This is a genomic window from Pseudomonas sp. JUb42, assembly GCF_024807945.1.
Classification (GTDB): domain Bacteria; phylum Pseudomonadota; class Gammaproteobacteria; order Pseudomonadales; family Pseudomonadaceae; genus Aquipseudomonas.
The window spans coordinates 183,314-208,332 of record NZ_JANUFD010000006.1 but is presented as its reverse complement, the minus strand read 5'-3'; the positions used below and the strand labels follow the sequence as shown (position 1 = coordinate 208,332).

General features: G+C 59.5%; 21 protein-coding genes and 2 pseudogenes. 18 read left to right on the top strand and 5 right to left on the bottom strand.

Translation table 11 applies throughout. The features are described from left to right. Positions 1 to 190 precede the first annotated feature (190 nt). From M2401_RS13975 to M2401_RS34520, 9 genes and pseudogenes are all read left to right on the top strand, one after another. Positions 191 to 1,864 carry an ABC transporter substrate-binding protein gene (locus tag M2401_RS13975; protein ID WP_259103633.1) on the top strand — a complete coding sequence of 558 codons (1,674 nt, stop codon included), beginning with the start codon at positions 191 to 193 and terminating at the stop codon, positions 1,862 to 1,864. A gap of 336 nt (positions 1,865 to 2,200) precedes the next feature. Next, positions 2,201 to 3,154 (top strand): ABC transporter permease, encoded by a 954-nt coding sequence (locus M2401_RS13970; RefSeq protein ID WP_259103632.1) that lies wholly within the window; start codon positions 2,201 to 2,203, stop codon positions 3,152 to 3,154. 2 nt (positions 3,155 to 3,156) lie between these two features. Continuing rightward, positions 3,157 to 4,050 (top strand): ABC transporter permease, encoded by an 894-nt coding sequence (locus tag M2401_RS13965; RefSeq protein ID WP_259103630.1) that lies wholly within the window; start codon positions 3,157 to 3,159, stop codon positions 4,048 to 4,050. A gap of 2 nt (positions 4,051 to 4,052) precedes the next feature. Next, positions 4,053 to 5,096 carry an ABC transporter ATP-binding protein gene (locus M2401_RS13960; RefSeq protein WP_259103628.1) on the top strand — a complete coding sequence of 348 codons (1,044 nt, stop codon included), beginning with the start codon at positions 4,053 to 4,055 and terminating at the stop codon, positions 5,094 to 5,096. Beyond that, a complete protein-coding gene (locus M2401_RS13955; protein ID WP_259103625.1) occupies positions 5,093 to 6,100 on the top strand; it encodes an ABC transporter ATP-binding protein in 1,008 nt (335 codons plus the stop codon). Before M2401_RS13960 ends, M2401_RS13955 begins: the two co-directional genes overlap by 4 nt. Further along, positions 6,097 to 7,275 (top strand): amidase, encoded by a 1,179-nt coding sequence (locus tag M2401_RS13950; protein ID WP_259103622.1) that lies wholly within the window; start codon positions 6,097 to 6,099, stop codon positions 7,273 to 7,275. Before M2401_RS13955 ends, M2401_RS13950 begins: the two co-directional genes overlap by 4 nt. Beyond that, positions 7,272 to 8,537, top strand: a complete 1,266-nt coding sequence (locus M2401_RS13945) for a Zn-dependent hydrolase (RefSeq protein ID WP_259103616.1) — start codon at positions 7,272 to 7,274, stop codon at positions 8,535 to 8,537. Before M2401_RS13950 ends, M2401_RS13945 begins: the two co-directional genes overlap by 4 nt. A gap of 367 nt (positions 8,538 to 8,904) precedes the next feature. Next, positions 8,905 to 9,759 (top strand): annotated as a pseudogene (locus M2401_RS34525) (HAMP domain-containing protein); the annotation flags it as partial. Then, complete coding sequence (locus M2401_RS34520) at positions 9,751 to 10,617, top strand: methyl-accepting chemotaxis protein (protein ID WP_409033930.1); 867 nt, start codon at positions 9,751 to 9,753, stop codon at positions 10,615 to 10,617. The pseudogene M2401_RS34525 and the gene M2401_RS34520, both read left to right, overlap by 9 nt. Before the next feature lie 199 nt (positions 10,618 to 10,816). On the opposite strand, the gene M2401_RS13935 is transcribed toward M2401_RS34520, so the two are convergent. From M2401_RS13935 to M2401_RS13920, 4 genes are all read right to left on the bottom strand, one after another. After that, positions 10,817 to 11,686, bottom strand: coding sequence for an oxaloacetate decarboxylase (locus tag M2401_RS13935; RefSeq protein ID WP_259103611.1), 870 nt, complete (start codon positions 11,684 to 11,686; stop codon positions 10,817 to 10,819). Between the two features lie 366 nt (positions 11,687 to 12,052). Continuing rightward, the gene (locus M2401_RS13930; RefSeq protein ID WP_259103608.1) at positions 12,053 to 13,276 is read right to left on the bottom strand and encodes a zinc-dependent alcohol dehydrogenase; all 1,224 of its coding nucleotides are present in this window, start codon (positions 13,274 to 13,276) and stop codon (positions 12,053 to 12,055) included. 222 nt (positions 13,277 to 13,498) lie between these two features. Beyond that, positions 13,499 to 13,738, bottom strand: a complete 240-nt coding sequence (locus tag M2401_RS13925; RefSeq protein ID WP_259103606.1) for a hypothetical protein — start codon at positions 13,736 to 13,738, stop codon at positions 13,499 to 13,501. Between the two features lie 5 nt (positions 13,739 to 13,743). Next, entirely contained in the window at positions 13,744 to 14,625 is an 882-nt protein-coding gene (locus M2401_RS13920; protein WP_259103600.1) for a manganese catalase family protein, read from the bottom strand. Positions 14,626 to 14,927: 302 nt separating this feature from the next. Between M2401_RS13920 and M2401_RS13915 the strand changes: the two genes are divergently transcribed. From M2401_RS13915 to M2401_RS13885, 8 genes and pseudogenes are all read left to right on the top strand, one after another. Continuing rightward, positions 14,928 to 15,464 carry a hypothetical protein gene (locus tag M2401_RS13915; protein ID WP_259103598.1) on the top strand — a complete coding sequence of 179 codons (537 nt, stop codon included), beginning with the start codon at positions 14,928 to 14,930 and terminating at the stop codon, positions 15,462 to 15,464. Between the two features lie 80 nt (positions 15,465 to 15,544). After that, entirely contained in the window at positions 15,545 to 15,745 is a 201-nt protein-coding gene (locus M2401_RS13910) for a hypothetical protein (RefSeq protein WP_259103597.1), read from the top strand. Next, positions 15,742 to 16,263, top strand: a complete 522-nt coding sequence (locus M2401_RS13905; protein ID WP_259103596.1) for a cupin domain-containing protein — start codon at positions 15,742 to 15,744, stop codon at positions 16,261 to 16,263. Before M2401_RS13910 ends, M2401_RS13905 begins: the two co-directional genes overlap by 4 nt. 312 nt (positions 16,264 to 16,575) lie before the next feature. Next, entirely contained in the window at positions 16,576 to 16,809 is a 234-nt protein-coding gene (locus M2401_RS13900; RefSeq protein WP_259103595.1) for a hypothetical protein, read from the top strand. 282 nt (positions 16,810 to 17,091) lie between these two features. Next, a pseudogene (locus M2401_RS34515) lies at positions 17,092 to 18,219 on the top strand (methyl-accepting chemotaxis protein); the annotation flags it as partial. Further along, positions 18,220 to 19,083 carry a methyl-accepting chemotaxis protein gene (locus M2401_RS34510; protein ID WP_409033929.1) on the top strand — a complete coding sequence of 288 codons (864 nt, stop codon included), beginning with the start codon at positions 18,220 to 18,222 and terminating at the stop codon, positions 19,081 to 19,083. It begins immediately after the preceding pseudogene. 133 nt (positions 19,084 to 19,216) lie between these two features. Further along, entirely contained in the window at positions 19,217 to 21,283 is a 2,067-nt protein-coding gene (gene treS, locus M2401_RS13890) for a maltose alpha-D-glucosyltransferase (RefSeq protein ID WP_259103593.1), read from the top strand. Positions 21,284 to 21,307: 24 nt separating this feature from the next. Next, complete coding sequence (locus M2401_RS13885; RefSeq protein ID WP_409033927.1) at positions 21,308 to 21,883, top strand: DUF1349 domain-containing protein; 576 nt, start codon at positions 21,308 to 21,310, stop codon at positions 21,881 to 21,883. A gap of 206 nt (positions 21,884 to 22,089) precedes the next feature. Here the strand turns inward: M2401_RS13885 and M2401_RS13880 are convergent, their stop codons facing one another. Beyond that, positions 22,090 to 23,862 carry an acyl-CoA dehydrogenase C-terminal domain-containing protein gene (locus M2401_RS13880; RefSeq protein ID WP_259103589.1) on the bottom strand — a complete coding sequence of 591 codons (1,773 nt, stop codon included), beginning with the start codon at positions 23,860 to 23,862 and terminating at the stop codon, positions 22,090 to 22,092. Positions 23,863 to 24,098: 236 nt separating this feature from the next. Between M2401_RS13880 and M2401_RS13875 the strand changes: the two genes are divergently transcribed. Beyond that, a complete protein-coding gene (locus tag M2401_RS13875) occupies positions 24,099 to 24,998 on the top strand; it encodes a LysR family transcriptional regulator (protein ID WP_259103588.1) in 900 nt (299 codons plus the stop codon). Positions 24,999 to 25,019 lie beyond the last annotated feature (21 nt).

Sequence of the window (25,019 nt, the reverse complement as noted above, 5' to 3'; positions counted from 1 at the left end):
CAAACGTTTGGGTAACGCTACCCAAACGTTTGGGCGAGTAAATTTTTCAAATTTTGGTGATTTCTAACTAACTGAAATATAGGCAAATCCTGGCAGCCGGATAAGTGTTGGAGAAAACGCCGGTGCAAGTTGGTATGAGCATTGCGTTGACCTCGTCAGCTCTGCTTACCTGACTGATGGGAAACTCGCCATGACGCTTGCTTCAGCATTTCGCGCACGTAGTTTTACCCGACTGGCATTGGCCTCTTCGGTCGTGATCGGTGCCTTGTCGCCACTCACCGCCATGGCTGAAAGCACGTTGCGGATCGCCATGACCGCCGCCGATATTCCGCTGACCCACGGTCAGCCGGATCAAGGCTATGAAGGCAACCGCTTCACCGGTATCACCATGTTCGACTCCCTTGTGGAGTGGGATCTTTCCCAGAGCGATAAGCCCAGCTCACTGGTGCCGGGCCTGGCCACCGAATGGGCGGTCAAGCCCGATGATCACACCCAGTGGGTGTTCAAACTGCGTCCGGGAGTCAAGTTCCATGACGGCACCGCGTTCAATGCCGATGCCGTGGTGTGGAACGTCAACAAGGTGCTGGACAAGCAGGCGCCGCAATTCGCCCCGGGGCAGATCGGCGTAACCGTATCGCGGATGCCGACGCTCAAGAGCGCGCAGAAGATCGACGACCTGACCGTGGTCCTCACCACCAGCGAACCGGATGCAGTGCTGCCGTTCAACCTGACCAACCTGTTCATGGCCTCGCCCACGGCCTGGCAGAAAGATTTTGCCGCCGTGCCCGCCACTGTCACCGACCCGGCCGAACGCTCAAAACTGGCCTGGACTGCATTTGCCGGTCACTCGGTCGGCACTGGCCCGTTCAAGATGGACCGCATGGTGCCGCGTCAGGAACTGGTGCTGGACAAGAACGCCGGTTACTGGGACCCCAAACGCGTACCCAAGGTTGATCATGTGGTGTTGATTCCGTTGCCGGAAGCCAACGCTCGCACGGCGGCCCTGCTGTCAGGCCAGGTGGACTGGATCGAAGCGCCGGCGCCCGACGCCATGGATCAGATCAAGAGCAAGAAATTCAAGATCTACGCCAATGCCCAGCCGCATATCTGGCCTTGGCAGTTCTCCTTCGCACCGGGCTCGCCGTGGCTGGACAAGCGCGTGCGCCAGGCCGCCAACCTGTGCCTGGATCGCAGCGAGCTGAAGGCCTACCTCGGTGGCTATATGCAGGAGGCGACCGGCACCTACGAGAAAGACTCGCCCTGGTACGGCAACCCGGACTTCAAAATCCGCTTCGATCAGCCTGCTGCGCAAAAGCTGATGGCCGATGCAGGCTTCAGCAAGGACCACCCGGTCAAGGTCAAGGTGCTGACGTCGGCCTCCGGTTCCGGGCAGATGCAGCCGCTGCCGATGAACGAATACATTCAGCAGAGCCTGAAAAACTGCTACTTCGACGTCGATATCGCGGTGACCGAATGGAACACCCTGTTCAGCGGCTGGCGTCTCGGCGCCAAGGACCCGGCTGCCCAGGGCGCCAATGCGATCAACGTCAGCGCTGCGGTCATGGACCCGTATTTCGGCATGGTCCGCTTCGCCAGCGCCAAGGCGTTCCCGCCGGTGTCGAACAACTGGGGCTACTTCAGCACACCGAAAGTCGAGGAGCTGATCACCTCCGTGCGCAACTCGTTCGACCCCAAGGCGTTGGATGAGGCTGCGGGCAAGCTCAATGCGGCCATCGTCGACGAAGTCCCGTTCCTGTACGTCGCCCACGACATGGGCCCGCGCGCCATATCGCCGAAGGTCAGCGGTGTGGTGCCAGCCCAGAGCTGGCTGATCGATCTGGCGCTGGTCTCCAAGCAGGATTGATAAACGAATGTGTGGGAGCGGATTCATCCGCGAAGAGGTCGCTACCTTCACCATTTCGGTGACTGACAGCCTGTATTCGCGAATGAATATGCTCTCATCAAACGACGTGCAAGTTACTGAATCACAAAGACTCTGTGGGAGCGAATTGATTCGCGAAAGCGGTGTTCCAGGCGATGAAGATGCGTCGAACGTACCGGCCTCTTCGCGAATGAATTCGCTCCCACAGATTTTCTCCTTGCCTCGGTTAGTGTTCGCGGCATGACAGCGCGGCGTCGTAGACGGGGAGGGATCTCCCACAAACACGGGCCATACCTCTGACTGACAGGAACCGACCTTATGCTTGCCTATGTCCTGCGTCGTCTGTTGCTGACGACGCCCATTCTGTTGGGCGTGGCACTGGTGTGTTTCATGCTCGTGCACATGGCCCCCGGCGATCCGCTGGTATCGGTAATGCCGCCGGACGCCTCCGAAGCCCTGCGCGAACAGCTGATTCAGGCCTACGGCTTCGATAAACCGCTGCCGGTGCAATTCGGCCTGTGGGTCTGGCACGCGATGCAGGGCGATCTGGGCATGTCCATCGCCAGCGGCCGCCCGGTGGCCGGGGAAGTGCTCGGCGCCGTAAGTTACTCCCTGCGCCTGGCGATCCTCGCCACCTTTATCGGCTTTGTGCTGGGCAGTTTGTTCGGTTTCGTCGGCGGCTATTTCCAGGACAGCTGGCTGGACCGCATTGCATCCGCCTGTTCGGCCATCGGCGTCAGCGTGCCGCATTACTGGCTGGGCATGCTCATGGTGATCGTCTTTTCCTCGCAACTGAGCTGGCTGCCCGCGACCGGTGGCGGCCCCATGGGGCAACTGGCGTGGGCGTGGGACTGGGCGCACTTGCAGTTCATGATTCTGCCCGCGATCACCCTGTCGGTGATTCCCACCGGGATCATCGCCCGCACCGTGCGTGCCCAGGTGGCGGAAACCCTGTCCCAGGAATTCATCATCGGCCTGCGCGCCAAGGGGCTGGGCGAGTGGGGGCTGTTCCTGCATGTGGTGAAGAACGCCGCACCCACGGCGATGGCGGTGATGGGCCTGCAGATCGGCTACCTGATGGGCGGCTCGATTCTGGTGGAGACTGTATTTGCCTGGCCAGGCACCGGCCTGCTGCTCAATTCGGCGATTTTCCAGCGTGACCTGCCGCTGTTGCAGGGCACGATCTGGGTCCTGGCGCTGTTTTTCGTCGTGCTCAACCTGCTGGTGGACATCCTCCAGACGTTGCTCGATCCACGAATCAAAAGGGGCTGAGCATGAATCTGTCGATGCTGCGTCCGTCCACCCCGGCCATTGCGCCGGTTGAAAGTTCGCCGGGCTACTGGCGTGAAGTATTTGGCCGTGTCCGTCGTGATCCGGTGGCCCTGGCGGTCGCTGCGGTGATTCTAGTGCTGCTGATTCTGGCAGTACTGGGCCCGTGGATCGTCCCAGGCGACCCGTTCACCACCTCAATGTTCAAGCGCCTCAAGCCCATTGGCACTCAGGATTTTCCCCTGGGCACCGACGAACTGGGTCGCGACCTGCTGTCACGCCTGATGCTGGGCGCGCGGCTGTCACTGTTCATGGGCATCACCCCGGTGATCCTCGCCTTCTTCATCGGCGGTGCCATCGGCGTGATTGCCGGTTACTTCGGCGGCCGCCTGAACAGCCTGATCATGCGCAGTGTCGACGTGTTCTACGCCTTCCCCTCGGTGCTGCTGGCCATCGCCTTTTCCGGTGCTTTGGGCGCCGGGGTCAATAACGCACTATTGTCGTTGACCCTGGTGTTCGTGCCGCAAGTGGCGCGGATCGCCGAAAGCGTCACCACTCAGGTGCGCAACCGCGACTATATCGAGGCGGCGCGGGCCTCCGGGGCGGGGGCGTTCACTATCATTCGCACGCAAGTGCTGGGCAATGTGCTGGGGCCGATCTTCGTCTTCGCCACCGGCCTGATCTCCGTATCGATGATTCTCGCCTCGGGCCTGTCGTTCCTCGGCCTTGGGGTCACGCCGCCCGAGCCCGAATGGGGCTTGATGCTCAACACCCTGCGCACGGCCATCTACACCCAACCGCTGGTGTCGGCGTTGCCTGGCGCAATGATTTTCATCACCTCGATCTCTTTCAATGTGCTCGCCGATCGCTTGCGGGCGGCCATGGCAATCAGGAGCTGAGCATGACCAAGCTTGATATTGGCGGCCCTGCGCAGCCACTGTTGACGGTGACGAAACTGGTCAAACACTTCCCGGTCAAGGGCGCGCTGGGCAAACGCAGCGTCGTGCGTGCGGTGGATGGCATCGATTTCACCGTGCGCAAGGGTGAAACCCTGGGTGTGGTGGGCGAGTCCGGTTGCGGCAAGTCCACCACCGCCCGGCTATTGATGCAGTTGATCGAGCATGACAGCGGTGAGCTGGTGTTCGATGCCATGACCGTCGGCGGTCATCAGTTGCCGTTGCGCGATTACCGGCGCCAGGTGCAGATGGTGTTTCAGGACAGCTACTCGTCCCTTAACCCGCGCATGACCATGGAGCAATCGGTGGCGTTCGGGCCTTCGGTGCATGGCGTCAGTCAGCGCGAATCGCTGCAACGCGCGCGCGACCTGCTGGGCCGGGTGGGCCTTGAGCCAACGCGCTTCGCCGGTCGCTACGCCCATGAGCTGTCCGGTGGCCAGCGCCAGCGAGTGAATATCGCCCGGGCTCTGGCGGTGGATCCGCGTCTGGTGATCCTCGACGAAGCGGTTTCGGCCCTGGACAAGTCCGTGGAAGCCCAGGTCCTCAACCTGCTGCTCGATCTCAAGGACAGCCTGCAGCTGACCTACGTGTTCATCAGCCACGACTTGCATGTGGTGCGCTACCTGTCGGACCGGATCATTGTCATGTACCTGGGCGAGATCGTTGAAGTCGGCCCGGCTGAGTCACTGTTCGCCTCGGCGCAACATCCCTATACCCGAGCCTTGCTGACGTCCATGCCGTCAATGGATCCGGCGCAGCGCACGTTGGTTTCGCCACTGTCCGGTGACCCACCAAGCCCTATCGATCCGCCATCAGGTTGCCGCTTTCACACCCGCTGCCCCCACGCTGAAGCCATTTGCGCGCAAACGGCGGTGCCTTTGACCCTGATCGACGACGAGCATTATGCCGCCTGCCTGATGGTCAAGCCGGGGGCAGGGCATAGCCGCAGTCCGGCGGCCGAACTGATTTACCAGGGGGCGCAGGCATGAACGAACAACCCATGGTCGATGTGCGCGACCTCAAGGTGCGCTTCAAGCGCGGCGGGCAAACCCTGTCGGCGGTCAATGGCGTGAGTCTGCAAGTGGCGCCAGGTGAAGTGCTGGCCTTGATCGGCGAGTCCGGTTCCGGCAAGAGCGTGACCCTGCGCGCGCTGATGCGTCTGCACTCGGAACGCACCACCCGTATAGAAGGCACAATCGAGATTGCCGGGCAGGACCTCATGGCCTTGTCCGGCAAGCAATTGCAGGCGCTGCGTGGGCCGGTGGCGGCGATGATCTTTCAGGAGCCGCTGCTGGCTCTGGACCCGGTCTACACCATCGGCCAGCAGATCATCGAAGCCCTGCGCCGTCATCAGCCCATGTCCCACGCAGAGGCGCGAACGACCGCGGTGGAGGCCTTGCGCCGGGTACGTATCCCCAGTCCCGAGCTGCGTCTGGACGCCTACCCCCATGAGATGTCCGGAGGCATGCGGCAGCGGGCGATGATTGCCCTGGCGCTGTCGTGTCAGCCAAAGCTCCTGCTGGCGGACGAGCCCACTACAGCCCTCGACGCCACGGTGCAAATCCAGATTCTGATTCTCCTTCGCGAGTTGCAGCAGGCCTTGGGCCTGTCGATCATTTTCGTTACCCACGATATTGGCGCGGCGGTGGAAGTCGCTGACCGCGTCGCGGTGATGTACGGCGGCCGTATCGTCGAACAGGCACCCCTGGCCGAACTCCTGAATAACCCGCAGCACCCTTATACCCGTGTGCTTTTGGGCACCAGACCGAAGGAGGGACTGCGCAAGGGCGAACGCCTGACCAGCATTCCCGGCGCACCGCCGGACCTGGCCAATCTGCCGGTCGGTTGTGCCTTTGCGCCACGCTGCCTGTTGGCCAGCGACCTGTGTCAACGCCAGGTTCCTGCCATTGAAGACGTCATTGCCGAACACTCAGTGAGTTGCCATCACTGGAACCAGGTGCCTGTTCAACTTTCTCGCGAGACTCTGTCATGAGCGATTCTGCGTTTGCCTTCATGCCTTATCCGGCCGTCGATGTGCCCCGTGCGGCAAGCGGCTTGCTGACGGGCTACACCTTTGCTGCCAAGGACCTGTTCGATGTTGCCGGCTACCCGACCGGGGGCGGTAATCCCCATGTATTGGCGATGTCCGGAATCAAGACCGCCACGGCGCCGGTGATCCAGCGCCTGCTGGATGCCGGAGCCGAGCTGATCGGCAAGGCCCATACCAACGAGATGGCGTTCTCCATGAGCGGCAAGAACGCTCACTACGGCACACCGCGCAATGGCGCGGCCCATGACCGTATCCCCGGCGGTTCTTCTTCCGGCTCGGCGTCGGCGGTCTCCAATGGTTTGTGCGACTTCGCCATGGGCAGCGACACGGGCGGCTCGGTGCGCACGCCTGCCAGCTACTGCGGCCTGTTCGGCCTGCGCCCGAGTCACGGGCGCATCTCCCTGGAGAAAACCCAGGCACTCTGTGAAAGCATGGACACGGCCGGTTTTTTCACCCGTGATGCAGCTTTGTTCGGGCTGGTCGGCGAGTGCCTGTTGGGCGACGACCCGCAACCATTGCCCGACGCTCCCGAGTTGCTGATCAGTGATGAGCTGTTTGCCCTGTTGCCTGCCGAATCTATGGATGCCCTGGCGCCCGCTATCGCGCGGATAAGCGCCCACGCCGGCCCATTGCACACGTTGGGCGGGGAGCTGCCGTCGTTGAAAGAGGCCTACTGGGCGTTCCGTTATATCCAGGGCCGCGAAGCCTGGCTGGCCCAGGGTGCGCTCATCGAACGCGAGGGCCTGACCCTCGGCCCGGACGTTGCCGCACGTTTTGCCTGGGCCAAGGCTGTCACCGATGATCAATATGAGAACGCCTGCGCCTTTCGCGAAGACTTCGCGGCGCGCTGGAAAGCACTGCTGGGCAACCGGGTGCTGGTGATGCCCACGGTGCCGGACATAGCACCGCTGCTGAGCGCCAGGGATGAAGAGATCGAAGAAACCCGGCAGATCTCCCATCACCTGCTGGCGATTTCTGTGTTGTGCCGCACGCCGCAACTGAACATGCCGCTGACCATCAAGGATGGCGCACCGCTGGGTATCTCTTTGATGGGCCCGGCAGGCAGTGATTTGAGCCTGGTGCGCCTGGCCGTGGCCATTGCCGGGAGCGCCGCATGAATACTCGACTCAGTCCCGATGTAGCTTTCGACAGCAGCGCGCCGTTGATCAATAGCCAGCGTCTCTGGCAGTCACTCATGGACCTGGCGCAATTGGGGGCGACAGCAAAGGGCGGCGTATGTCGTCTGGCGCTGACCGATCTGGATCGCCAGGCCCGGGATCTGTTTGTGCATTGGTGCGAACAGGCCGGTTGCAGCGTCAGCGTCGACGCCATCGGCAATATCTTCGCCCGGCGTCCCGGTCGCGATCCGCAGCGTGCCCCCGTCATGACCGGCAGCCATATCGACACGCAGCCAACTGGTGGCAAGTTCGACGGTTGCTTTGGCGTGATGGCGGGGCTGGAGGTGATCCGCACCCTCAATGACCTGCAACTGGAAACCGAGGCGCCCATCGAGGTGGTGGTCTGGACCAACGAAGAGGGCTCGCGCTTTCCGCCCTGCATGATGGGCTCGGGGGTCTTTGCCGGAAAACTTGATCTGGCCGAGACCCTGGCCAAGCAGGACGAACAAGGTCTGGTGGTGGGGGAGGAATTACAGCGCATCGGTTACGCCGGTCACCGCGCGGTACTCGGGCACCCGGTGGGGGCCTACTTTGAGGCGCACATTGAACAGGGGCCGATTCTTGAGGATCAACGTAAGACCATAGGCGTGGTCATGGGTTGTCTGGGGCAGAAGTGGTTCGACCTGACCCTGAGCGGTGTCGAGGCCCATGCAGGTCCCACGCCCATGTCATTGCGCAAGGACGCTTTGGTCGGCGCCGCCGATGTGGTCACGGCGGTGAATCGCATCGCCCTGGCCAGTCAGCCCCATGCCTGCGGTACGGTCGGCTGCCTGAATATTCATCCCGGCTCACGCAATGTGATTCCCGGCGAAGTGAAAATGACCATCGACTTCCGTCATTTGCACGCTGACAAGCTGCAAAAGATGGTCGACGACCTGCGCCAGGTTATCGAGCAGACCTGCCAGCACCACGGCCTGACCTTCGAGTTGACGCCGACAGCCGATTTCCCGCCACTGGACTTCGCACCACTGTGCATCGATGCCGTGCGCCAGGGTGCCGGGCAACTGGGCCTGAGTCATATGGACATTGTCAGTGGCGCAGGGCATGACGCGATTTTCATCGCGGAGCTCGGCCCGGCCGGGATGATATTTGTCCCTTGTGAGGGCGGCATAAGCCATAACGAAATCGAAAATGCCACGCCGCAAGATCTGGCGGCCGGCTGCGCGGTGCTCTTGAGGGCGATGGTCAGCGCGGCTCGGTAGTGATGCCTGATGGCGCCCTGGGGGTGGGCGCCAGATTATTGCGGGTGGTCCATTGGCAGGCTGGAAGTGCGGTAGTTTTCAGTACACCCGTACCCAGTTGTTAAATAGTACTTAACCTATCACATAAAAGTATAACTTGGCTTAAGTGCTTATATTTCCCCAATTATTCAGTGGCAATAAGCCAGCGCGTAATCTATTGCGCCGCCCCTCCATATCCCTTATGTTGGCGGCGCTTGTTCTGAATCCAAAAAATACCATAACTATAACCTGACCACTTAGACAATAACCCTTCTATAGGGGTGATGTTGTCGAGATGGCGGGTACACCTGCAATTACTTAAATCTCCTGAAAAAGAGTGTCGCGTACGATGTCCATCCAACGATTTTTCAATCTCATTTTCTTCGTCATTATTGCCTGCGCAGCCTTGCTGTGCGGGCTGATCCTACTGCTGGTCAACAATCAGCTGACCCTCAGTGACCGCCAGGACAACCGCTACCAATCCTATCTGTTGGCCGACCAGTTACGTCAAAGTTCGGATGACCTGACACAAATGGCCCGGGCATTCGTGGTCACGGGTAATCCAGATTATGCAAAGCGTTATAACGATATTCTCGATATACGTAACGGCAAACTCGCGCGCCCCGTTGATTATCAACGGCCGTACCTTGACTTTCTATTGGCCAATGAATCGGCGCCCCGTGGTAATGGCGACAGCGTTGCACTTAAGGAACTGATGCGGCAACAGGGTTTCAGTAGCGCCGAGTTCGATAAGTTGACCGAGGCCGAGGGTAAGTCCAATGGTCTGGTGACACTGGAAACCCAGGCCATGGACGCGGTGCGCAAGCAGGGCGGGGCGATTGCCGGTGGGGCGAACCAGCCGTTGATGCAGGTCTACAGCCCGCAATACTTCGCCGAAAAAGCCAAGATCATGCATCCGGTTGATGACTTCTTTCAGCTTCTGGAAAAGCGCACGTCGGGTGAGGTCACGCAACTTCGCAATGTAGGCGAGAGTTACATGCACGCAGTCATCGCCTTGGTCATCCTGCTGATCATTATTGCCGTTGTCGGCATTCTGGCGATCCGGCGCAAGGTCAGTGGTGCTTTGGAACGCCTGACCGGCGATGCCAGCAAGGTCGCCAGTGGCAACCTGGATATCAGCATGGACCCCAACACCCAGGGTGATTTCGGCGAGCTGTCCAGCGCCTTCCGCAAGATGGTCAAGAGCCTGAAAGAAGTGGTCGGCAGTGTGATTTCTTCCAGCGAGCAGTTGCAAGTGTCCTCCGGCCAGTTGAAGCGCGCAACGCTCAATACCCAGGCCAATATCCGTCAGCAGCAAGCCCATACCACCGAGGTGTCCGCAGCCATCAATGAAATGGCCGCGACGGTGCATGAAGTGGCCAGGCACGCTGCCGAAGCCGCCTCCACTGCACGCGAAGCGGACAACGCAGCCGCTGACGGGCAGCGCCTGGTCGGGCAGATGGTCGGTACCATTCAACAGTTGTCGGTGGATATCTCCGGTGCGTCGGACGTGGTGCGTGCCGTGGCAGGTGATACCGCGAGTATCGGCAGCATTCTCGAAGCCATCCGCGGTATCGCCGACCAGACCAATCTGCTGGCCTTGAACGCCGCCATTGAGGCTGCCAGGGCAGGGGAGCAGGGGCGTGGGTTTGCCGTGGTCGCCGATGAAGTCCGCAGCCTTGCGCAGCGCACTCAGTCGTCGACCATGGAGATCCAGGGCATGATCGAGCGCCTGCAAGCCAGCGCGCAAAAAGCCGTGGAGGTCATGAGCCAGAGCAGCATTCAGGCTGAGAGTGGCGCCCGTCGCGCGGAGAGTGCCAGTGATGTGCTGGATCGCATTACCGCGACCAATCAGACCATCAGCAGCATGTCCATTCAGATTGCCAGTGCTGCGGAACAGCAGGCGGTGGTCGCCCAGGACATCAGTGAGCGCGTCGAGAAGATCCGCAACCTGGCCAATGACAACGCCGCCAGCGCCAATGAAGTGAATGATTCGAGCATCAATCTCTCCGATCTCGCCGGGGAGCTACATGCCCATGTGCGGCACTTTTCGGCACGCTGATGGCGCAGGGCATTAAAGCGTGGAAGACGCCTTGTTGGCGATAACCCGCTGAACAATATCACTGCTGTGGGAGCGGTTTATCCGCGAAGACGTCTGCACACTCCACGACCTTTTCGCGGATAAATCCGCTGCCACAGAGTTCGCAATAGCGCCTTCGCAACTCTGCGATATGGCATGCGCGAGCACCCTGGAGCGAGTGTTATTCCTTCACGTCCATAAACTCTTTAGCCCAGGCCACATAGCTTTCAGGCAGGGTGTAAGTATGAGTCAGCTCCGTGGCACTGAGGTTCGAGGTGCTGTGGGTGACCTGGCGCTGTGCGCGCAGGCTGTCGTAGGTGGCCTTGATCGCGGCGAAGTACGCGCCATGTCCGGCGACCACGACACGCACGCCGAGGCTCGCCAGCAGCTGCATATCAGTGAGCTTGGGATTGCCGTAGGTCACCAGCATCAGCGGCACGCTGAGTTTTTCCGAAATCTGCCGCAGATGCTCGACGTCCTTGATGCCCACGATGCAGATGCCGTCGGCACCGGCCTTTTCGTAGGCCTGGGTGCGCAGGATGGCGTCTTCTACCGACAGCACACCGGCGTTGGTCCGGGCAATGATCGACAGCTGCGGATCGACACGGGCTTCCAAAGCAGCCTTGACCTTGCCGATGCCTTCCTCGATGGAGATCAGGTCGGTGGACTTGCGACCGAATTGCGCAGGCAGCAGTGTGTCTTCGATGGTCAGGGCAGCAACGCCAGCGCGTTCAAGTTCTTCGACGGTGCGCATGACGTTCAGCGCATTGCCGTAGCCGTGGTCGGCGTCGGCAATGAACGGCAGTTGTGCGACACGACCGATGCGAGTGGCCTGCTCGACGAACTCGCTCAGGGTGATCAGGGCAAAGTCAGGGGCTGCCAATACTTGCAGCGACGCCACCGAACCACCCAGGATACCGACCTCGAAACCCAGGTCCCCGGCAATGCGTGCGGACATGGGGTCGAATACCGAGGCGGTTTCAAAGCATTTCTGCGAGGCCAGCAGTTCTCGGAAATTACGGCGCAGCGCTGAATGGGAGATTCTGGACATGACGTTTCCTGGTTCTGGTCATCATCGAAAAACGATCAATGCCAATTCAAAAGTGGCGGCGAGACTACCATGTGGGAAAACACAGGGTTATGACGTTTGAGCATGGCCTATGCGTGAAACACATGAGGCGGATGGGGCGCTCGCAAACCTTTGCGGCGGCAATATTGAAAATGTAGTGGCGTTGGTGGCCTGGCGCCAGTGTTTTCGGTATGGCGTCGCGCCCGACGCCATTTTCCGTGAATGTACGAAGAAATATCATGCACCAATAGCGGGCGTTAAGCGCTACTGTTTTCACCCGCATGTTTGCCATTGTCCTTCGCTGGCCGCACATACAATGCTCGCCTGTTCACCTTGCAGGCAGGCTCATCATACGGCTGGCGCGGCGGCCATGATTTCGGTTTCGGGCACTGCGATATGGCGCTCCCCAGGCGTAAGTATCACCTTGCGGCAATCCTCTTCTTTTTTGTCGAAGATTGCGTAACCAAGGGCTGCGTCCTCAAGCGACATGCGATGAGTAATGATTGCCTCGGGCGCCAGGCGACCTGCTTCGATATGTTGCAATAGCTCGGGCAAGAAACGCTGCACGTGGGTCTGGCCCATCTTGAATGTCAGCCCCTTGTCGAACGCATCGCCAAACATGAAACCGTGGATGAACCCGGCGTAGACGCCAGGAACGCTGACCGTCCCGCCACGTCGCACGGCAGCGATGCATTGGCGCAGTGCCTTGCCACTGCTGCCTTCCAGTTTGAGCGCGGTGAGCAGCGTTTCGGTCGTGCTGCCCTTGGCCTCGAAGCCGACGGCATCGACTACACCATCGACGCCGCGCATGCCTGGGGTCTGCCGGATGATGGTGTCGGCCGGGTCGTCATCCTCGTCGAAGTTGATCGGAATCACACCATAGGTGTGCTGGGCATAGGAGAGACGGTAGGCATGATGGTCAATCATGAAGATGCGTTCTGCACCGAGCATTTTTGCACAAGCCGCGCTCAATAGGCCGACCGGTCCCGCACCGAAGATCGCGATGCTTGAACCTTGCCCGATTCCGGTATTGCTGACCGCTTGAAAAGCCGTGGGAAGAATGTCCGAAAGAAAGAGCACCTTGTCGTCTACCAAGGTTCCGGGCACTTTAAATGGCCCGGTATTGGCTTTAGGCACCCTGACATATTCAGCTTGGCCGCCGGGTATTCCGCCGTAGAGGTGGCTGAAACCGAATAGAGCCGCGCCAGACGGGATCGATTTCTTGTTGAGAATTGCCCCTCGTCCGTCGTTGGTCGTCTCACAGGCTGCGAAGAGCTCCTGCTGACAGAAAAAACAATCGCCGCAAGCAATTACGAAAGGAATGACCACGCGGTCGCCACGCTGCACAGCGGTCACCGCTGAACCGGTTTCTTCGACAATGCCCATGAACTCGTGGCCGAAAATATCGCCGTGTTCGGTGGCGGGGATTTTGCCTCGGTACAGGTGCAGGTCTGAACCGCAGATGGCCGTGGCGGTGACGCGCAGAATAATGTCGTCCGCCGCTTCTAGAATCGGGTCCGCCACAGTTTCCACCCGGACGTCATGGGCGCCGTGATAAGTAAGTGCTCGCATGTTTGATAGCTCCGGTCTATTTAAGTAGTTACCTCTTGTCGGTTAATCACTAATGGCCAGGGTTTTGATTAATCGATTTATGAGGTCGTAAGATTGACGGCCGCAGACCATAAACATCGCCTGTCTTAAACAGCCTTACTTACTTGATCCATCACTGCCGCCTGTTGGCGACGCTAGAGGGCGTCTGCAAAAGGCCGTCCCTGGCGCTGGTCAATCCTTTGCTCATCGGTTTTTTTGCACCTCGGCAGTTTTCGGCAAATCGTTGGGCAACAAGGTCCCCACGCCGAATACATTTACCGCCATCGCTACCTTGAAGCCTCGTTTTGCCTTGCGCGCAGACATTTCGAAGTGACTCAAGGTGGTTGCAAATGTAGCTTCGGGGTCTGGCATTTCTTCAGTCATGAACACGGTGTTCTGCCTCCAGGTTAAAAATAAAGCGCAACCGCCACGAGACGGTTGCATTGCTTTTACTCATCCTTGCCTTGAACCATGCCAGAGCCGAGGTCGGCGCCAGTAATCGGGTCCGAATCCGGATCGGACTGAGTGCGCAGTTTCAGTTGTTCAAGCAATTCCTGATCTTTGGCTGACAGCGCCACGCTCGCCGTGCCGTCGCCACCGTCCACTGCAGGTTGTGGGTTTTCTACGTATTCCCATTGATCGCCCTGATTCCATGGGCCGCGCACGTTCGGTTCACCCGACATATTGAAATAGGTATTGGTGAACTCCGGCATGCCAGGCAGCTTGCCTTGGGGGAAGTTCGGCTGGATGGCATGCAAGGCCTTTTCGAAGGACAACTGGTGGGCGATTTCCCGGGTCATCAGGAAACCCAATGCCTCTTTCACGCCTGGATCGTCGGTGACATTCATCAGCCGCTCATAGACGATCTTGGCGCGGGATTCGGCGGCAATATTGGAGCGCATATCGGCAGTCGGTTCGCCAATGGTATCGATGTACGCAGCCGACCAGGGAACACCGGCAGAGTTGGTCAGCGGGGCACCGGCGCCATAGAGAAGGCTGGTGATATGAGAGTCATTACCTGCGCCGTTGATCGCCCGGTACAGTTCGCCTTCCTCTTCGACACCTTCGGCCAACTGGCCTTTAGCGCCTTTGTTGAGCATGACGATAATGGAGCCGACGATTTCCAGGTGGCTCAGTTCTTCAGTTGCAATAGACATGAGCAGATCCTTGCGCCCCGGATCTTCTTCCGCCAGCGCCTGGGTGAAATAACGCCCTGCAGCGGCAAGTTCACCTTGCGCACCACCGAATTGCTCCAGCAGTAAGTTGGCCAATCCAGGGTTGGGTTGGGCGACACGAACGGTATATTGCAGGCGCTTGTTGTGTAGAAACATGGTGGCTTCCTCAATTCGGGCTGAGTAGTTGGTTTTATATGTATGCAAACGTGCATGCATAAAGTGTGAGGGGCCTAGGGTGAAATCGATTCTTTTAGTTTGTCGGCATGCGACGAGTGGCTTTAGCTGGAAAGTTCAAGCGCATCGCCAAACTATCAACTAAACGGTCATGTGCAGTGAGGTCAGTAGTTTGAGTGAGTGCCAGAAAACCGCAGATCCGTTGAAAGCGAACTAACCACTGTGGTTCCGGTCCGCTGTCGGTGAACACCATTCCATGCACATAACCGAGGTCATCGTCGCTCTTGTCCAGAATCCTCACCCACGCCGCCGATGAAAACGAACTGACTGAACATAACGCCAAGATGTTCGGCTCGCCGAAGGAACGCCTGGATTTCTATCGCCGGGAAATCCAGTACGAAACCAGCATTCTCGCCAACCGGACCGACGCCTATCTGGCAGCGCAGTCCTTCCTGGTCATTGCCTTCACCTCGTCCATGGGCAATCTCAATCCGGAGTGGGGCAAGCTGTTTACTCTGGTTGTGCCGCCGTTCCTGGCACTGCTGGGCATCCTCAGCTCGCTGAACGCCTGGCCGGGTATTCGTGCCGCCTATGAAATCATCGATCACTGGCATTACAAGCAGGCCAATTTGCTCCAGAGCGAGCCTTTAATGGGGCTGGCCTATGACGAATCGCCGCTGTTCTGCGAGCGTGAGTCAACCCACAAGGGGTACCGCAAATCCCTGCTGTTTTCGCTGCGCACGCCGTGGATTTTCGCGGTGTTCTGGTCGTTGCTCGGAGCCTGGTCGGTGTATATCCAGTTCGGTAATCCTGGTGCATGAGCCTCAGATGGAACCTTGGAAAAAAGACGGAGGTCTACCGATCAATGGCCCCAGGGCCCGGCAAGCCAAGGACAACGATCATGAGTAATGGCAAAACACCTCAGGAAAATCCCAACCCGCACACCCTGCCGGGTGAGGTAGAGCGGGCCAACGACGCCCTGCGCTCCAATGATCCTGGCAAGGGGCAACGCGACTCCACTGCACAATCGGTGGGTAAGGAGGAGGTTCACCGCCAACAGAGGAAAAAAGCTCAAGAGCAACCCAGAGACCAGTCATCATGAACAGCGCGCCACCCCAGACTCTCTGGTTCAGCGACGATGGCGTGATCCCCAACAGCCAGCTTCCGGTGTTGCTGTACCGTGAAGTGCCGTTGGCCTCGAAAGACAAGGCCGCAGGGTTGGAGCAGTTGTTCAACGAACATGACTGGCCTGCGCAATGGCGCGCACAGGTGTTCGACTATCACCATTACCACTCCACTGCCCATGAGGTGGTCGGCGTTGCCAGAGGGCATGCCCGGCTGCTACTGGGCGGCCCGTCCGGTCAGACGATCGAGGTAGGCGAAGGGGATGTATTGGTGCTGCCCGCAGGCACCGGTCATTGCAGCCTTGAACAAAGTGAAGACTTCCTGGTGGTCGGCGCTTATCCACGAGGCCAGGACAACTACGATATTCAAAGGGCCGAGCCCGCCAATCACCAGCCATCACTGCGACGTATTGCCCAGGTTGCGCTTCCTGATGCTGATCCGGTCGAAGGGCGAACCGGTGCGTTGATGGCCGTTTGGGGAGCGGTGTCGTTATGAATGAATCATGCTGCTGACGCAAAAGAAACTTGCTGCAGGGGCAGGCTTGTTACCCGCAGCCATGATGCTCGCCACTACCAACTGAGCCTGAATTGCGCTGTATTCGCCAGCAGACAATTAATTCGCTAAGGCACGGGCAACTGTTCTGAGAGATTTTTTAGCGCGATCCATGGTCGAGCTGGCAAGTGCTATAGATATCCGCTATTTGCCCAGGTCAGTCGATTGCTTTTTTACCGGTGAATAGTATGTTTATAGTGGCGTGAACCGATGCTGATTGACTGTTTCATCTAATAATAAAAAGCGAGGCGTTCCATGAGTTGCCTGATTTGCGCGGGGCCGGCAGAGCGAATTTTTTGCGCGGACAGCTGGGAAGAATGTAAATGTCCCCAGTGTGGGCATTACCGGATTTCTGATTCGCTGGTTCTGGCGTTAATGGAACAGGGCCAGATATTCGATATCGCCAAGGCCCGGGAATGGCTGGCGATGAAGAGAATTCATTGTGCGGTGCCGGGTATCGAGTCCGTGGAGGGGTTGCTGCATTCCTGATTTTTTGAGTGCCTCCTTGCTGTTGATGGTTGTGGGATCAGTCATCCGAACACTGTGGGAGCGAATTCATTCGCGAAAGCGGCATTCAGGACGATAGAAGTTAGTCAGATGTACTGGACTATTCGCGAATGAATTCGCTCCCACGTATTCTCTCCATACCCGCGGGGTGCCTGCCAACTGCGCCATGTCGCAAATCTTCAATCATTCGTGCAACGCCTCCAACTGCCTCAACGTACCTGACCGCTAGCATGAGCGCGTACCGGCCCATTCGAGGAAGCGCTCATGTTCACACCCGTCCTGGCACTGATGAGCCGCACACGCTATCTGCACAAGTTTTCCCTGATCTTTCTGGTCTTCATGGCGCCGTTTAGTTGGCTGGCAGCAGGCAAGCTGGTGGATTTACAAGGCGAGCTGCAAAATGCGCGAATGGAGTTGCAGGGCTTGCAGGCGTTCAATGCAGCCTTGCCGGTATACAAGGCGGCGCTGGATCTGGCCGCGCTGCATGTGCTGAGCCATGCCCGCAATCAGCCGGATGTGCTTGCCGCCATCGAGACCGGGCGTCGGCAGCTCGAGCAGACCGGGCAGGCCGTCGGCGACTGGCTGGCCGCCACGCCCTTTGCCTCGCGCCGTTTTATGTTCAAGGACCCGTCAGCAAGCCTGGGCGCACCTCAGGCCAATCAGGTGCTCAGCGCTCTGTATCTTGAGGAAACCCGCGGTGCGCAGGCGCAATTGGCGACCCTCAAGGCGATCGGCGCGGATTCGCGGCTGACCATGGACGGTGATCCGCGTTTGTACCGCGCCACCGATCTATTGATCAGCGAGATACTGCCGCTCTACGCCACTCTGGCTCAGACGCGCGGCTACGCGGCTTACGTCAGCGCCTACGGCTTTCTGGAGTCCACCTCACGGGCGACGGTGATCAATCAACCGGCCTTGCTGGAGCCTTATATTCAGGCCCGCAGCGGCGCAGACAATCCTCAGGCCCGTGGACTGCTGGCCGATGCAGCGCTGGCTGCCAGTTCCCGTTATGCCAGCAGCATCGTCGAACCCTATTCGCAGAATGGCAGCTACGACGAAGAGTCCATCGCCCTCTGGCATGAGCGTTTCGACAGCTATCAGCCCAGCGTCGACAAGCTCGACGCAGCGTTCCGTGCGGTGATTGACGACAGCACGGCACTGTTGAGCGAACGGGTCGCGGGCAGTCAGGAGCGTCTGCTCGGTTATGCCGTGCTGTTGGCCGTGATCGTCCTGGTGATCATTTATCTGTTCGGCGGCTTCTTTCTTTCGGTGCGCGAGGCGATCCACGGCATTCGCGATGGCATGCGCCGCTTTGCCGCCGGGGAACTGGGGCATGTCCTGCAAATCCGCGCCAGGGATGAGCTTGGCGATGTCGCCGATGACTTCAATCGCATGCGCAGCGGTATCGCCGAGTTGATCGTGCAGGTCAGCCGCTTTTCGTCCGAGACCCAGGGGAAGGCCGGGGATCTTAGCCAGAGCGCTTTTGCCAGCCAGCAAAGTGCCGACCGCCAGGGCGCCGAGCTGGAACTGATCGGCACCTCCATGAGCGAACTGGTCAGCAGTGTGCAGGAGGTCAGCCGCTCTTCCCAGACCATGGCGGCGCGTGCCGGTCGGGTCGGTGATACCTGCCGTGAAGGGAGTCGACAAGCCAGTTCGGCGGCCAACGGCATCCACCAGTTGTTCAAGGAAATGGACCAGTCGATCCTGGCCATTCAGGCGGTGGATGAGCAGAGCAGGGCGATAGCCCAGGCCGTGGGGCAGATCCGCAGCGTGTCCGAGCAGACCAATCTATTGGCCCTTAACGCCGCCATCGAAGCTGCACGAGCCGGTGAGCAGGGCCGTGGTTTTGCCGTGGTGGCTGACGAGGTACGCAGTCTGGCAATCCGCTCCCAGGCCCTGACCGGGGAAATACAGCACACCATCGAACAGTTGCAGCAACAGGTAGGCAACGCTGTAGGTACCATTCAGAGCAGCCACGCCAGTGCTTCGACCCGGGTCGGCGAGGCCACCCGTACCGCCGATATCTTCCAGGGCATCACCCAGGATATGGACGAGATCATCGACCATAATCTGCAGATCGCCTCGGCCACGGAACAGCAGGCGCAAGTTGTTGAAGGGGTGGAGCGCAATACCCTGGAAATCCGCAGCCTCAGCGAGGGCAATGCCAGCGAGGCGCGACATACCGTGCGGGTCAGCAACGAGGTGGCTGGCATGACCCGGGAGGTGCATCGGTTGATCGCCCATTTCAAGGTCTAGACAGCGCCTTCATGGAAATTCCATGCAACGATTGCGCACTCGCGGGCTCATATGCACACGACCTGCGCCGTTCGTGCCGCGATGATTGCTTAGTGCGACGGCCCGATGTACTGGACTGCGAGTGAATGTGCTTATGACAACGACGGACAAGGATTACGTGGCATGGCTGGTTGAACAATCCATGCTCAATGCCGCCCGGCAGCGGACCCGCCTGTATTCCGGGCAAGGAAGATTATGGCAACGGCCCTTCGCACAAACCCGGCCGCGGGACGCGTCAGCACTGGCTTCGGTATGGTTCACCGCCTATCCCGCCTCGATCATCACCAGCGAAGGCGGCACGGTCTTGCAGGCCCTGGGCGATGAAAGCCTGTGGCATGCGCTGTCGGAAATCGGCATCCAGGGCATTCATAACGGCCCGCTGAAGACCTCAGGCGGGCTCAACGGCCGTGAACATACGCCGACCATCGACGGTAACTTCGACCGCATCAGCTTCGGCATCGATCCGGAACTGGGCACCGAAGAACAACTGCAAAACCTGACCCGAATCGCCGCCGCGCATAATGCGGTGATCATCGATGACGTGATTCCTTCCCATACCGGCAAGGGTGCGGATTTCCGTCTGGCCGAGATGGCCTATGAGGACTATCCCGGTCTCTACCACATGGTGGAAATCCGCGAGGAAGACTGGCCGCTGCTGCCTGACGTGGAGCCGGGGCGTGACGCGCAGAACCTCAGCCCGCTGCAGGTCGATGCCCTGCGCGACAAGCATTACATTGTCGGCCAGTTGCAGCGGGTGATCTTCTTTGAACCCGGCGTCAAGGAAACCGACTGGAGTACCACGCCCGTAGTCATCGGCGTGGATGGCAAACCGCGGCGTTGGGTCTACCTGCATTACTTCAAGGAAGGCCAGCCCTCGCTGAACTGGCTTGACCCCAGTTTCGCCGCGCAACAAATGATCATTGGCGACGCCCTGCATGCGGTCGATGTGATGGGCGCAAAAATCCTGCGCCTGGACGCCAACGGCTTCCTTGGCGTTGAGCGCAAGCTCGATGGCACGGCGTGGTCAGAAAGCCATCCGCTGTCCATTACTGGCAACCAGTTGATTGGCGGGGCGATCCGCAAGGCTGGCGGCTTCAGCTTCCAGGAGCTGAACCTGACCATCGACGATATCGCCTCGATGTCCCATGGCGGCGCGGATCTGTCCTATGACTTCATCACCCGTCCGGCCTACCAGCATGCTCTGTTGATGGGCGATGCCGAGTTCCTGCGCCTGATGCTGCGCCAGGTCCACGCCTATGGCATCGACCCGGCCTCACTGATCCACGCCCTGCAAAACCATGACGAGCTGACCCTGGAGCTGGTGCATTTTTGGACCCTGCATGCCCATGACACCTTCATGTATCAGGGCCAGACCTTCCCCGGCAATATCTTGCGTGAGCATATCCGCGAGCAAATGTACGAGCGTCTGGCCGGTGAGCACGCACCCTACAACCTGAAATTCGTCACCAATGGCGTGTCCTGCACCACCGTCAGCATCATCACGGCGGCCTTGGGTATACGGGATTTGCAGGCGATCAAACCGGCGGATATCCCGCAGATTCGCCAGTTGCACCTGCTATTGGTGATGTTCAACGCCATGCAGCCGGGGGTCTTCGCCTTGTCCGGCTGGGACCTGGTAGGGGCGCTGCCACTGGCGGCGGAACAGGTGGCGGACTTGATGCTCGATGGCGACACCCGCTGGATCCACCGTGGCGCCTACGATCTGGTCGACCTCGATCCGGAGGCGATTGTTTCTTCAGGGCAGATGCCCAAGGCGCAGAACCTGTACGGCAGCTTGCCGGAACAGTTGAAAGATCCGGAATCCTTCGCCTCGCAGCTGAAGAAAATCCTCGCTGTGCGTCGGGCCTATGACATTGCCGCGAGTCGTCAGGTGCTGATCCCGGATGTCCAGCATCCCGGCCTGTTGATCATGGTCCACGAACTGCCAGCCGGGAAGGGTATGCAGATCACCGCCCTGAACTTCAGCGCCGAGCCCATCACCGAAACCCTGCACCTGCCGGATATTGGTCATGGGCTGGTAGTGGACATTATCAACGAGAGGGTTGAGGGTGACCTGACGGCTGAAGGCGCCTTCACGATTGACCTTGCACCATATGAAGGTCTGGCGTTAAGGATTGTCAGCACGTCGCCCATGAGTTGAGTGGGGCTATTTCAGGGAGATCATATGTACGACGAATATGAATGGCTGAACGAACCGAAAAGCTGGTCGATGCTTGGCGACCAGCTCACTTGGACCACCGACGCTGCCACCGATTTCTGGCGCGAGACCCACTATGGTTTTGTCCGGGACTCCGGGCATTTCTACGGGGTCAGGACCGGTCCTGAATTCACCGCCCAGGCCAGGGTTTCTGCTGATTTCAGAGCACTCTATGATCAGGCCGGGCTGATGGTGCGCATCGATGCCGAGCATTGGGTGAAGATCACGATCGAGGTCAATGACGGTGTGCCGTATCTCAGTACGGTCGTCACTGATGGCGTGTCCGACTGGTCTACCGGCCTGTTCAATGGCGATACGGCGGGGTTCTGGCTGCGCGTGACTCTGCAAAACGGTGTGCTCAAGGTCCAGGCCTCGACCGATGGCGAGCATTGGCCGCTGATTCGCCTGGCGCCATTTCCCCAGGCCAGGCAGTACTGGGTCGGGCCCATGGCCTGTACTCCGGAGCGTGGTGGCCTGCAGGTCACATTCAGCGAAGTCAGCGTGACCGCGCCGAATGGCAAGTCACTGCACGATCTGACTTAGGCTCTGTACGAAAAATGCCTGCGCTCGGTGATGCTGCGTTAAAAACAGGCTCGGACGACTGAAAGGAGAACGTCCGAAGGACGGCCCGAAGGGGCCGCGTAGCGGATAATGCTCATTTACAGCCAGTAAAGTCGAGCGCGACCCCGGCCGTTCCTCGCCTGTTTTTGCCTTGCCTGACCTTCGCTCGGCGACTTTTCGTACAGAGCCTAGAACTGCTCGGCATCCAGCGCGTACAAAGAGCCGCTGCCGCCACGGACGCAAGCCTCCAGGCTGTCGATCCGCGGCAGCAAGCGTGCGTAGAAGAACGCCGCTGTGGCTCGTTTGGCGCTGTAGAAAGGCACGTCGTCGGCGATTTTCTCTTCGGCGAGCCCCGCCATGCGTGCCCACAGGTAGGCGTAGCTGACATAACCGAAGAAGTGCAGGTATTCCACGCAACTGCTGCTGACGATATTCGGCTCGGTAACGGCCTGTTGCCTGAGCCAGAGGCTGAGATCGACCAGTCGTTCCAGCGCTGCGAGCAACTGCCCCGCGTAGGGTGATGCGCTGCCTTGGGCATACTCGCGAATCTCTTCGGCAAAGATGCCCAGCGCCGCACCGCCATTGCCCAACACCTTGCGCCCGAGCAAGTCCAGCGCCTGAATACCGTTGGTGCCTTCATAAATCTGCGCAATACGCACATCCCGAACCAACTGCTCCTGACCCCATTCGCGAATGTAGCCGTGGCCGCCGAATATCTGCTGGCCGTGGACGCAGGTTTCCAGGCCGATATCGGTGAAGAATGCCTTGGCCACAGGCGTCAGCAGCGCCACCAGGGACTCGGCGCGCAGGCGCTCTTCAGGATCAGCAGTGAATTTGGCCAGGTCCAGTTGTTGTGCGACATAACAGGCAAACGCGCGGCCGCCTTCTGTCATGGCTTTCATGGTCAGCAGCATGCGCCGCACATCACCGTGGACGATGATCGGGTCGGCAATCTTATCCTTGGCCACGGGGCCGCTGGCCGAGCGGCTTTGCAGGCGTTCCCTGGCGTAAGTGCGGGCGTTCTGATAGGACACCTCAGCGCAGCCCAGACCCTGGATACCGATGGAAAGGCGCTCGTAGTTCATCATGGTGAACATCGCCGCCAGACCGCGATTACTCTCGCCGATCAGCCAGCCAGTGGCGCCATCAAAGTTCATCACGCAGGTGGCCGAGGCCTTGATGCCCATCTTGTGCTCGACAGAGCCGCAACCCACAGCATTGGCCGCACCGAGGGAGCCGTCGTCGTTGACCTGCATCTTGGGCACCAGAAACAGCGAAATGCCCTTGGGCCCGGCGGGTGCATCAGGCAGCTTGGCCAATACCAAGTGGATGATGTTTTCTGTCAGGTCCTGCTCGCCGCCGGTGATGAAGATCTTGCTGCCGGTGATGCGATAACTGCCATCGGCCTGGGGTTCGGCGCGGGTGCGGATCAGGCCCAGGTCGGTGCCGGCGTGGGCTTCAGTCAGGCACATGGAGCCGGCCCAGCGGCCTTCATACATGGCTGGCAGGAAGCGTGCCTTGAGGTCCTCGCTGGCATGGGCATCGATGGCCAGGCAGGCGCCGGAGCTGAGCGCCGAATACAGCGCGAAACTGCTGTTGGCGGCGTAGAGCATTTCCTCGAACAGCACGGCAAGCATCTTCGGCGAGCCCATCCCGCCGAAATCTGGATTGCCGCTGAGCCCGACCCAGCCACCTTCGATATAAGTGGCATAGGCCTGGCGAAAGCCCTTGGGTGTGCTGACTTTGCCATCCTGCCAGTGCACACCTTCCTCGTCACCGCTGCGATTGAGCGGCGCCAGCAGGCCTGCGGTGACCTTGGCTGCTTCTTCAAGAATCGCATCGGCGGTGTCGGCATCCATACGTTCGGCCAGGGCGGGCAGCCTTTGCCACAGCGCCGCAGCGTCGAACAGTTCGTTGAGCACGAAGCGCATGTCACGCAATGGAGCGTTGAATTCTGGCATTGCGAAACCTCTTGTATTGAAAGCATCAGGCTTGGCTGGAGTGCGACAGTCGTTGCCAAGGTTCACTTGTCCAACACAGCGTAGGCGATGCAAAGGCTTTAATGCGTTCAATCGTCGTGGTTCCTTGTCCTTTGTACCGATTGCCGTGAAAGGTCAGGTGGCACTGGCAGGCGCCGGTTGTTCGAGCCGGCAAATACTGGCAGGCTGCTCGCCACTTTTGCTGCAGAGCCGTATCGATGGATAACTACTCGCAGATGCTGGCCTTCATATGGGCGACCGAGCACGGCAATTTCTCGGCTGCCGGTCGTGCCCACGACCTGACCCCCTCGGCCATGAGCAAATTGATCAGCCGCCTTGAAGATCGCCTGCAAGTGCGACTGTTTCAGCGCGGCACTCGCAGCCTGACCCTGACCGAAGAAGGCGCGGCCTACCTGGTCAGTGCCCGGGAGGTGATCAATGCGATGGCTGAAGCGGACTCCCTGGCCGAGGCGTTCCCCAACCGGGTGAGCGGATCACTGCGCATCCACACCATGACCACCTTCGCCAAGCACCAGATACTGCCGTGGCTGCCGGAGTTTCTGGCGACCTATCCCGGCCTGACGGTGGATATCCAGGTGGGTGCGCAATATGTCGATCATTTCGAGCAGGGCCTGGATCTGGCCATTCACAGTGGTGTACTGCCCAGCTCATCGCGAATAGCCCGCAAGATAGGGGAGAGCGCCTGGATCACCTGCGCGTCCCCGGACTACCTTGCGCGGCGGGGAGCGCTGCAGCAGCCCGGTGATCTGCTGGCCCATGACTGTTTCAACTTCGGTTTCGACAGTGTCTGGAACAACTGGCAATTCCAGGTCGAGGGTGAGGTAGTAAGTATTCCGGTGGTGCCCAAGGCGGTATTTGCCCAGGGCGACTTGCTGCGGGAAATGGCCCTGGCGGGGGCTGGCATCGTCAAGCTGGCACAGTTTCATATCGGTGCCGACCTGAAAGCCGGTCGACTGGTGCCTGTGCTCGACGAATTCGTCATTGCGGCGCGCGAGCCGGTTTACCTGATCTATTCCAATCGCAAGCATCTGAGCCCGCGGATCCGCGTGTTCCGCGACTTCATGGAACGCAAGCTGCTCGAGAATCCGTGGCACTGACAGCAAAAAGGCAGCTTTGCG

Bases quoted from the DNA above. Each gene is read 5' to 3' on its own strand.
- M2401_RS13975 (WP_259103633.1), top strand. From the start codon at position 191: ATGACGCTTGCTTCAGCATTTCGCGCACGTAGTTTTACCCGACTGGCA.
- M2401_RS13970 (WP_259103632.1), top strand. From the start codon at position 2,201: ATGCTTGCCTATGTCCTGCGTCGTCTGTTGCTGACGACGCCCATTCTG.
- M2401_RS13965 (WP_259103630.1), top strand. From the start codon at position 3,157: ATGAATCTGTCGATGCTGCGTCCGTCCACCCCGGCCATTGCGCCGGTT.
- M2401_RS13960 (WP_259103628.1), top strand. From the start codon at position 4,053: ATGACCAAGCTTGATATTGGCGGCCCTGCGCAGCCACTGTTGACGGTG.
- M2401_RS13955 (WP_259103625.1), top strand. From the start codon at position 5,093: ATGAACGAACAACCCATGGTCGATGTGCGCGACCTCAAGGTGCGCTTC.
- M2401_RS13950 (WP_259103622.1), top strand. From the start codon at position 6,097: ATGAGCGATTCTGCGTTTGCCTTCATGCCTTATCCGGCCGTCGATGTG.
- M2401_RS13945 (WP_259103616.1), top strand. From the start codon at position 7,272: ATGAATACTCGACTCAGTCCCGATGTAGCTTTCGACAGCAGCGCGCCG.
- M2401_RS34520 (WP_409033930.1), top strand. From the start codon at position 9,751: ATGGTCAAGAGCCTGAAAGAAGTGGTCGGCAGTGTGATTTCTTCCAGC.
- M2401_RS13935 (WP_259103611.1), bottom strand. From the start codon at position 11,686: ATGTCCAGAATCTCCCATTCAGCGCTGCGCCGTAATTTCCGAGAACTG.
- M2401_RS13930 (WP_259103608.1), bottom strand. From the start codon at position 13,276: ATGCGAGCACTTACTTATCACGGCGCCCATGACGTCCGGGTGGAAACT.
- M2401_RS13925 (WP_259103606.1), bottom strand. From the start codon at position 13,738: ATGCAACCGTCTCGTGGCGGTTGCGCTTTATTTTTAACCTGGAGGCAG.
- M2401_RS13920 (WP_259103600.1), bottom strand. From the start codon at position 14,625: ATGTTTCTACACAACAAGCGCCTGCAATATACCGTTCGTGTCGCCCAA.
- M2401_RS13910 (WP_259103597.1), top strand. From the start codon at position 15,545: ATGAGTAATGGCAAAACACCTCAGGAAAATCCCAACCCGCACACCCTG.
- M2401_RS13905 (WP_259103596.1), top strand. From the start codon at position 15,742: ATGAACAGCGCGCCACCCCAGACTCTCTGGTTCAGCGACGATGGCGTG.
- M2401_RS13900 (WP_259103595.1), top strand. From the start codon at position 16,576: ATGAGTTGCCTGATTTGCGCGGGGCCGGCAGAGCGAATTTTTTGCGCG.
- M2401_RS34510 (WP_409033929.1), top strand. From the start codon at position 18,220: ATGCGCAGCGGTATCGCCGAGTTGATCGTGCAGGTCAGCCGCTTTTCG.
- treS (WP_259103593.1), top strand. From the start codon at position 19,217: ATGACAACGACGGACAAGGATTACGTGGCATGGCTGGTTGAACAATCC.
- M2401_RS13885 (WP_409033927.1), top strand. From the start codon at position 21,308: ATGTACGACGAATATGAATGGCTGAACGAACCGAAAAGCTGGTCGATG.
- M2401_RS13880 (WP_259103589.1), bottom strand. From the start codon at position 23,862: ATGCCAGAATTCAACGCTCCATTGCGTGACATGCGCTTCGTGCTCAAC.
- M2401_RS13875 (WP_259103588.1), top strand. From the start codon at position 24,099: ATGGATAACTACTCGCAGATGCTGGCCTTCATATGGGCGACCGAGCAC.